Genomic DNA, 8509 nt, shown 5'->3' with positions numbered 1-8509 from the left:
CATCAGCCCGCGCGCCCCGCGCAGCACGGTAAGCCCGCCGATGCCCGAATCGAACATCAGGATCGGCCGCTCAGTCATTGTCGGTTCCTTTTCCGCCAAGCGGCGGTATGTCATCGTCCTTGCCGGTGTCGGCAAGGCGTGCCGCCTCCGCCTTGCGGGCACGCGCGGCGGCCGCGGGCAAGCGCCGCGGATCGTCGCCAGGGGACCCGTCGCCGCGCGGCATCGCCGGCGAAAACCTGTCGAGCGACGAGATGATGCCGCGCAGCACCTTCAGCTCCGGTTCGGCAAAACCGGGGCGTGTCAGCACCGCGCGCAGATTGTCGATCATTTTCGGCTTCTTCGGCGCCGGCCGGAAATAGCCGCGCGCTTCCAGCGCGCCTTCGAGATAGGCGAACAGTCCGTGCAATTCTTCCTTGCTTGCCGGTTTCATGTCCGGGCCGGAAAAATTGGTCTTGGTCTCGTCCTCCAGGCCGGACTTCATCCATTCGTAGGACATCAGAAGTGCTGCCTGGGCGATGTTGAGCGAGGAGAAATCGGGATCGACCGGGAAAGTGACGATCTCGTCGGCAAGGCCGACCTCGTCATTGTAGAGGCCGAAGCGTTCGCGTCCGAACAGGATGCCGGTGCGCTGGCCCATCACGTGGCGCGCCCGCAGCAGCCTGCCCGCCTCCACCGGCCCGCGCACAGATTTGAAGCCGTCGCGCTGCCTGGCCGTGGTGGCGAAGACAAAGTTCAGGTCGGCGAGCGCCGAGGCCAGATCGTCGAAGACGGTGACAGCGTCGATGACATGATCGGCGCGGCTGGCCGCAGCGCGCGCCTTCTCGCTCGGCCAACCATCACGCGGGTTGACCAGGCGCAGCTCCGACAGGCCGAAATTGGCCATGGCGCGCGCGACCATGCCAATGTTCTCGCCAAGCTGAGGCTCAACGAGGATGATCGCCGGGCCGGCGACTGCAATGCTATCGGGATCTTTGATGACGGGCATGATTGTCAATGAACTGCTGTTTGCGGCATTTCAGCGTCCCTGCCACATTCGGCCGGGAAAATGAAGCATTCGCAAATGACGACGGCTATGGCCTCCAATTCGTGACCGATCGCCGTTTGCGTGGCCAAAAGCGCTTTGATATACGGGCGACATCTCCCGGCCCAACGCCGCGCGGGCAAGGCCGTCCCATATCCAGCAACGAGGCATTCTTTCCATGGCGAAGATCAAGGTGGCGAACCCGGTCGTCGAACTCGACGGCGACGAGATGACCCGCATCATCTGGCAGTTCATCAAGGACAAGCTGATCCACCCTTATCTCGACCTTAAGCTTGAATATTACGACCTCGGCATCGAGCACCGCGACGCCACCAACGACCAGGTGACCATCGATTCGGCCAACGCCATCAAAAAACACGGCGTCGGCGTGAAATGCGCGACGATCACCCCCGACGAACAGCGCGTCGAGGAGTTCAAGCTGAAGAAGATGTGGAAGTCGCCGAACGGCACCATCCGCAACATCCTCGGCGGCACCATCTTCCGCGAGCCGATCATCATGAAGAACGTGCCGCGCCTGGTGCCCGGCTGGACCAAGCCGATCATCGTCGGCCGCCATGCCTTCGGCGACCAGTACCGCGCCACCGATTTCCGCTTCCCCGGCAAGGGCAAGCTGACCATCAAATTCGTCGGCGAGGACGGCCAGGTGATAGAGCACGATGTGTACGACGCGCCCGGCGCCGGTGTCGCCATGGCCATGTACAATCTCGACGAGTCGATCCGCGAGTTCGCCCGCGCCTCGCTGAACTACGGCTTGCTGCGCAACTATCCGGTCTATCTGTCGACCAAGAACACCATCCTCAAGGCCTATGACGGTCGCTTCAAGGACATCTTCCAAGAAGTCTACGAGGCCGAGTTCGCGGCCGAGTTCAAGTCGAAGAAGCTGTGGTACGAGCACCGCCTGATCGACGACATGGTGGCCTCCGCCCTGAAATGGTCGGGCGGCTATGTCTGGGCCTGCAAGAACTATGATGGCGACGTGCAGTCCGACACGGTCGCGCAAGGTTTCGGCTCGCTCGGCCTGATGACATCGGTGCTGATGACGCCGGACGGCAAGACGGTGGAAGCCGAAGCCGCGCATGGCACCGTCACCCGCCATTATCGCCAGCACCAGAAGGGAGAGGAAACCTCGACCAATTCGATCGCCTCGATCTTCGCCTGGACGCGTGGCCTCACCCACCGCGCCAAGCTCGACGACAATGCCGATCTGAAGCGTTTTTCCGAAACGCTGGAAAAGGTCTGCATACAGACGGTCGAGTCAGGCTTCATGACCAAGGACCTGTCGCTGCTGATCGGCCCCGACCAGCCCTGGCTGTCGACCACCGGTTTCCTCGACAAGATCGACGAGAACCTGCAGAAGGCGATGGCCTGACAAGTAAGCAAGATGGGCAAGCCCATCGTCTACGGGGCGGAGTACAGCGTCTATGTACGCATCGTCCGCCTCGTACTCGCGGAAAAAGGCATCGACTACGAGCTTGTGCCGGTCGATGTCTTTGCCGCCGAGGGCGTTCCCGCCTGGTATTTCGAGCATCATCCGTTCGGCCGCATCCCGGCCTTCTGTTATGACGGGTTTCGCCTCTTCGAGACCAATGCGATTGCTCGCTATATCGACGAGGCCTTCGACGGACCGGCGCTGCAGCCTGCCGACGCGCGCGGCCGCGCCAGGATGGGCCAAATCATAGGCATGCTCGACGCCTATGGCTATCGCGCGATGGTCTGGGATGTTGCCGTCGAGCGGCTGGAAAAGGCTGAGCCGGATGAGGAATTGATCGCCGGCGGCCTTGCTCAGGCTGAGACGGTGCTGAGATCGCTGAAGCCACAAGGTCCGTGGCTGCTTGGCGAGCAACTGACACTGGCCGACCTGCACGCGGCGCCGATCATTGCCTATTTCGTCAAGGTCAGCGAGGGGCAAGATTTGCTTGCGCGCTTTGCGGATATCCAGGATTGGTATGCACGCATCGTCGCCCGGCCGACCTTTGCGCAGACTGAAAAAGTCGGCTGATAAGGGACGTCCCGCCAACTTTTGCTTTAAATTCAGCCCACTAGCCTACGCCGCTTCGAGTGCCGCCCTCACTGCTGCAATCGCATCATCGGCCTTGGAAGCGTCGGGGCCACCGGCCTGGGCCATGTCGGGCCGCCCGCCGCCGCCCTGCCCGCCCAATGCGGCGGAGGCCACGCGGACAAGGTCGACGGCGCTGAAGCGGCCGATGAGGTCGTCGGTGACGGCCACCACGACGCTTGCCTTGTTGTCTTCGCCGGCGCCGACGAAGACGACGACGCCGGAGCCGAGCGAGCTCTTGCCGGCATCGGCCAGCGGCTTCAAATCCTTCGGCGAGACACCGGAGACCGTCTTGCCGAGGAAGCCGATACCGGCGACCGTCTCATTGGCGGCTGGAGCATCGGCTGACGATCCCCCGCCCAGCGCCAGCTTCTTGCGCGCCTCGGTCAGTTCCTTCTCAAGCTTTTTGCGCTCTTCGAGCAGCGTCTCGACGCGCGCCGGCACATCGGCCGGCGAAATCTTGAGCACGGCCGCCGTCGCCTTCAAACGCCGGTCCTGCTCGTCGAGATGTTTGCGCGCGGCTTCGCCGGTCAGCGCCTCGATGCGGCGCACGCCGGCCGCGACCGCGCTGTCCGACACGACACGCACCAGGCCGATATCGCCGGTCGCCCGGACATGCGTGCCGCCGCAGAGCTCGACCGAATAGGGCGGGTTGGCCTTGGTGCCGTGAACGCCGGTGCCCATCGACACGACGCGCACTTCGTCGCCGTATTTCTCGCCGAACAGCGCCATGGCGCCTTCGGCAATGGCATCGTCGACCGACATCAGGCGCGTGGACACCGGGCCGTTCTGGACGACGATCTCGTTGGCCATGCGCTCGACCTCTTCGAGATCCTCCGGTGAAATGGGCTTGTTGTGCGAGATGTCGAAGCGCAGGCGCTCGGGCGCCACCAGCGAGCCCTTCTGCGCGACATGGCTGCCCAGCACCTCGCGCAGCGCCTCATGGATCAGATGCGTCGCGGAATGGTTGGCGCGCAACCTCGAGCGTCTGGCATGGTCGACCTTCAGCTCGACGGCGGCGCCGGTCTTGACCGTGCCGCTGGCCACCTTGCCGACATGGACGAACAGCCCATCGGCCTTCTTCTGCGTATCCGAAACCTCGATCGAGAAGCCTTCGCCTGAGATGATGCCGGTGTCGCCCATCTGGCCGCCGGACTCGGCATAGAACGGCGTCTGGCTGACGACGATCGCCACGGCGTCGCCCTTGCCGGCGCTGTCGACAGCCTTGCCGTCCCGGACAAGCGCCTGGATGATGCCTTCGGCAGCTTCAGTCTCATAGCCGAGGAACTCGGTGGCGCCCGCCTTCTCGCGCACGGAGAACCAGATGGTCTCGGTCGCCGCGTCGCCGGAGCCTGCCCAATGCTTTCGCGCCTCGGCCTTCTGCTGCTCCATGGCGTTGGTGAAGCCGGCAAGATCGACCGAGATGCTGCGCTGGCGCAGCGCGTCCTGCGTCAGGTCGAGCGGGAAGCCATAGGTGTCGTAGAGCTTGAAGGCCGTTTCGCCGTCCAGCATGTCGCCGGCATGCAGCGTCTCCGTCGCCTCGGAGAGCAGGCCGAGGCCGCGCACCAGCGTCTTGCGAAACCTGGTCTCCTCGAGCTTCAGCGTCTCGGTGATCAACTGTTCGCCGCGCAGCAGCTCCGGATAGGCCTGGCCCATCTCGCGCACCAGCGCCGGCACCAGCTTCCACATCAGCGGTTCGTTGGCACCCAGCAGCTGCGCATGGCGCATGGCGCGGCGCATGATGCGGCGCAGGACATAGCCCCGGCCTTCATTCGAAGGCAGCACGCCGTCCGCCACCAGGAAGGAGGACGAACGCAGATGATCGGCAATGACCCGGTAGGACGCGACCGTCTCCTTGTCGGGACCATGCCCGATCGCGGACGAGGCCGCGTCGATCAGGTGGCGGAACAGATCGGTCTCGAAGACGCTTTCCACCCCTTGCAGGATGGATGCCATGCGCTCCAGGCCCATGCCGGTGTCGATCGACGGACGCGGCAGGTCGATGCGCTCCTCCTTCGTCACCTGTTCATACTGCATGAACACCAGGTTCCAGAATTCCAGGAAACGGTCGCCATCTTCCTCCGGGCTGCCGGGAGGGCCGCCCCAGATGTGTTCGCCGCGGTCGATGAAGATTTCTGAGCACGGCCCGCACGGTCCGGTGTCGCCCATCGCCCAGAAATTGTCCGAGGTCGCGATGCGAATGATGCGGTCGTCGGAAAAACCGGCGATCTTCTTCCAGAAGCCGGCCGCCTCGTCATCCGTGTGATAGACGGTGACCAGCAGCTTGTCCTTGTTCAGCCCGAACTCCCTGGTGATCAGGTTCCAGGCAAGCTCGATGGCGCGCTCCTTGAAATAGTCGCCGAAGGAGAAATTACCGAGCATCTCGAAGAAGGTCAGATGGCGCGCGGTGTAGCCGACATTGTCGAGATCGTTGTGCTTGCCGCCGGCGCGAACGCTCTTCTGGGCGGTCGAGGCGCGCGAGTAGGGCCGCTTCTCCAGACCGGTGAAGACGTTCTTGAACTGCACCATGCCGGCGTTGGTGAACATCAGCGTCGGGTCGTTGCGCGGCACCAGCGGGCTCGATGCGACGATCTCGTGACCCTCCTTGCGGAAGTAGTCGAGAAATGTCGACCGGATTTCGTTCACGCCACTCATGATGCTGCCTTTTTGGAAAAGCCGCCGGCAAACCGGCGGAAATGGGCTCTGCGTTTTAGAAGATTAGGACTTGGCCTTTTAGCCGCCGCGCTTCACCCTGTCCAGAAACACGGAATTGGTCCAATCCACGGCCTTTGCCGGCCGTTCGACCCGGCCTGGTTCCGCCGCCGAAACGCAAAACCGCCGGCACTGGGCCGGCGGTTTCGAAACGCAATAACGCGGAACTCGATTACATAAGCCTGAGATAATAGAAAGCGATTATGGCCGAACTCCGGCCGGCATCGCGCACGAAGCTGTTACATCGCGCCGGATTCTTCCTCGAAACCGTCATCATCGCCGCGCTCAGGGCCGCCATTCTCGAGGAATTTTTCGGCGATCAGCCCGGCATTCTGCCTGATCGACAACTCGATCTCGCGTGCCGTGTCGGGATTGTCACGCAGGAACAGCTTGGCATTTTCGCGGCCCTGGCCGAGACGCTGCGAGTTATAGGAAAACCAGGCGCCAGACTTCTCGACAATACCAGCCTTGACCCCGAGATCGACCAGTTCGCCGGTTTTGGAGACGCCCTCACCAAACATGATGTCGAATTCGACCACCTTGAAGGGCGGCGCCAGCTTGTTCTTGACCACCTTGACGCGGGTCTGGTTGCCGACAACCTCGTCGCGGTCTTTGATCGAGCCGATGCGGCGGATGTCGAGGCGCACCGAAGCGTAGAATTTCAGCGCATTGCCGCCGGTGGTGGTTTCAGGCGAGCCGAACATGACGCCGATCTTCATGCGGATCTGGTTGATGAAGATGACCATGGTGTTGGAGCGCGAAATCGACGCGGTCAGCTTGCGCAGCGCCTGGCTCATAAGGCGGGCCTGCAGGCCGGGCAGCGAATCGCCCATCTCGCCTTCAATTTCGGCGCGTGGCGTCAGCGCCGCGACCGAATCGACCACCAGCACGTCGATGGCGCCGGAGCGCACCAGCGTGTCGCAGATTTCCAGCGCCTGCTCCCCAGTGTCAGGCTGCGAGATCAGAAGGTTTTCGAGATCGACGCCAAGCTTGCGGGCATAGACCGGGTCAAGCGCGTGCTCGGCATCGACGAAAGCGCAGATGCCGCCCTTCTTCTGGGCTTCGGCAACGGTGTGCAGGGCAAGCGTCGTCTTGCCCGAGCTTTCCGGCCCGTAGATCTCGATGATGCGGCCGCGCGGCAGGCCACCGACGCCAAGCGCGATGTCCAGGCCAAGCGAGCCGGTCGGCACCGTTTCAATCTCGACGACCTGATCGTTGGCGCCGAGCCGCATGATCGAGCCCTTGCCGAAAGCCCGCTCGATCTGCGACAGCGCCGCATCCAGAGCCTTTGATTTGTCCACTGCCTTGTCCTCTACCAGCCGCAAAGAATTCTGAGCCATGATACATCACCCCTTGGTCGTCAATGAAGGCCGGACAATCCGTAATCCCTGCCTATTTGTACCTTTTTTGTTCTCATTTGGCAAGAGGGGTCAAATAACTGAAAAACAAGGAATATCCGGATTTGTTCTTTTTTTGTCCAGGGATTCGATCAGGAATGCACCGCACGTTGGGCCAGACGGCTCGGTTGTTTCGACCTGCCGAATCGCCGCCTCGCATGCGAAGCTCCGTCGCACCTAGCGCTTGTGCGGCTGGAATAACAAAGGTCATATCGCCGGCATGCTGAAATCCGCGAAAATACTGGCCATAGGCGGCGCCCATATCGACCGACGCGGCCAGGTGTCCGGCGCTTACGTGCCTGCCGCCTCCAATCCGGGCACAATGCGCGAGGATGTCGGCGGCGGCGTCTTCAATGCTTTGCGCAGCGCCGTGCGGCGCGGCGTCTCCGCGTCGCTGATGTCGGTTCGCGGCGGCGATGCCGCTGCCGATACCGTTTCGCGAGCCATCGCCGAGACAGGCATTACCGACCTGTCGGCGGTCTTCCTCGACCGCACGACGCCGAGTTACACGGCGCTGATCGACAGCGAGGGCGAGCTGATCGTCGGCTTCGCCGACATGGCGCTCTATGAGTTGGCCTTTCCCAAACAGATTCGCCGCTCCAGGGTGCGCGAAGCAATCGCGGCCGCCGATGCCGTGTTCTGCGACGCCAACCTGCCGACGGCGGCGCTGGAACGGCTGGTCGCGCTCGCCGCGGGCAAGCCGGTTTTCGCCATTGCCATCTCGCCGGCCAAGGTGGTGCGGCTGATACCGGTGCTGAAGGAGCTCTCGCTGGTCTTCATGAACCGGCGCGAGGCCATGGTGCTGGCCGGCGTCGCCGCGAATGCCAGGCAGCGCGAGGTCGTCGACGGGTTGCGATGCAGCGGCCTCGTCAGTGGCGTGGTCACGGCAGGCGACGCGCCCGTGCTGGGGTTCGATGAAACAGGCGCCTTTTCGATCATGCCGCCCAATCCCCGAAAAGTCGCTGACGTCACCGGGGCCGGTGATGCGCTGGCGGGCGCAACGGTCGCTGCCTTGCTGCGCGGACTGCCGCTGCGGGTGGCCCTGCGCGAAGGCATCGCCGGGGCGACGCTTGCCATCGAAAGCGCCAACGCCGTTCCCGAGTTCACCGCCTCAAGCTTCGCGGAAGCGCTGGCTCTTGTGCCGGATGCCAGGGAAGTGGCATGAGACCGGCGAATTCATAGTGCCGCGATGTTGCCTGGTGTCCCGACGGACGCGCCGCATTCCGGATTGGAGACCCTGATGACCCCTGAGACCGCCCGCCCCCTCATCGACATCCACGCGCCGGTGGCGCAGGCTCTGGC

At 63.2% G+C, this 8509-nt stretch carries 6 protein-coding genes; 3 read left to right on the top strand and 3 right to left on the bottom strand.

Annotation, left to right across the window (positions count from 1 at the left end; all coding sequences use genetic code 11):
• Window positions 1-70: 70 nt before the first annotated feature.
• Window positions 71-985 (bottom strand): RNA methyltransferase, encoded by a 915-nt coding sequence (locus tag EN749_RS24415; protein WP_128364130.1) that lies wholly within the window; start codon window positions 983-985, stop codon window positions 71-73.
• A 214-nt stretch (window positions 986-1199) separates the two neighbouring features.
• Here EN749_RS24415 and EN749_RS24410 point away from each other — a divergent pair, with 214 nt between their 5' ends.
• Both EN749_RS24410 and EN749_RS24405 read left to right on the top strand, forming a co-directional pair.
• Window positions 1200-2411 (top strand): NADP-dependent isocitrate dehydrogenase, encoded by a 1212-nt coding sequence (locus EN749_RS24410; protein WP_127810654.1) that lies wholly within the window; start codon window positions 1200-1202, stop codon window positions 2409-2411.
• A gap of 12 nt (window positions 2412-2423) precedes the next feature.
• Window positions 2424-3041: a glutathione S-transferase family protein gene (locus EN749_RS24405; RefSeq protein WP_127810655.1), complete on the top strand. Its 618-nt coding sequence runs from the start codon at window positions 2424-2426 to the stop codon at window positions 3039-3041.
• A 45-nt stretch (window positions 3042-3086) separates the two neighbouring features.
• Here EN749_RS24405 and alaS read toward each other — a convergent pair whose 3' ends face one another.
• Together alaS and recA are read right to left on the bottom strand one after the other, a co-directional pair.
• Window positions 3087-5753 carry an alanine--tRNA ligase gene (alaS, locus tag EN749_RS24400; protein ID WP_128364129.1) on the bottom strand — a complete coding sequence of 889 codons (2667 nt, stop codon included), beginning with the start codon at window positions 5751-5753 and terminating at the stop codon, window positions 3087-3089.
• Between the two features lie 296 nt (window positions 5754-6049).
• Window positions 6050-7150 (bottom strand): recombinase RecA, encoded by a 1101-nt coding sequence (gene recA, locus EN749_RS24395; RefSeq protein WP_027036993.1) that lies wholly within the window; start codon window positions 7148-7150, stop codon window positions 6050-6052.
• A 277-nt stretch (window positions 7151-7427) separates the two neighbouring features.
• Between recA and EN749_RS24390 the strand changes: the two genes are divergently transcribed.
• Window positions 7428-8372: a carbohydrate kinase family protein gene (locus EN749_RS24390; RefSeq protein ID WP_128364128.1), complete on the top strand. Its 945-nt coding sequence runs from the start codon at window positions 7428-7430 to the stop codon at window positions 8370-8372.
• Window positions 8373-8509: the final 137 nt, after the last annotated feature.

Origin of the sequence: Mesorhizobium sp. M7A.F.Ca.ET.027.02.1.1 (assembly GCF_004022985.1) — a bacterium.
Lineage (GTDB): Bacteria > Pseudomonadota > Alphaproteobacteria > Rhizobiales > Rhizobiaceae > Mesorhizobium.
This window is presented reverse-complemented; position numbering and strand designations above follow the sequence as displayed.

What these genes read in the sequence shown, in the direction of transcription:
- EN749_RS24415 (WP_128364130.1), bottom strand. Translation starts at nt 985, where the DNA reads ATGCCCGTCATCAAAGATCCCGATAGCATTGCAGTCGCCGGCCCGGCG.
- EN749_RS24410 (WP_127810654.1), top strand. Translation starts at nt 1,200, where the DNA reads ATGGCGAAGATCAAGGTGGCGAACCCGGTCGTCGAACTCGACGGCGAC.
- EN749_RS24405 (WP_127810655.1), top strand. Translation starts at nt 2,424, where the DNA reads ATGGGCAAGCCCATCGTCTACGGGGCGGAGTACAGCGTCTATGTACGC.
- alaS (WP_128364129.1), bottom strand. Translation starts at nt 5,753, where the DNA reads ATGAGTGGCGTGAACGAAATCCGGTCGACATTTCTCGACTACTTCCGC.
- recA (WP_027036993.1), bottom strand. Translation starts at nt 7,150, where the DNA reads ATGGCTCAGAATTCTTTGCGGCTGGTAGAGGACAAGGCAGTGGACAAA.
- EN749_RS24390 (WP_128364128.1), top strand. Translation starts at nt 7,428, where the DNA reads ATGCTGAAATCCGCGAAAATACTGGCCATAGGCGGCGCCCATATCGAC.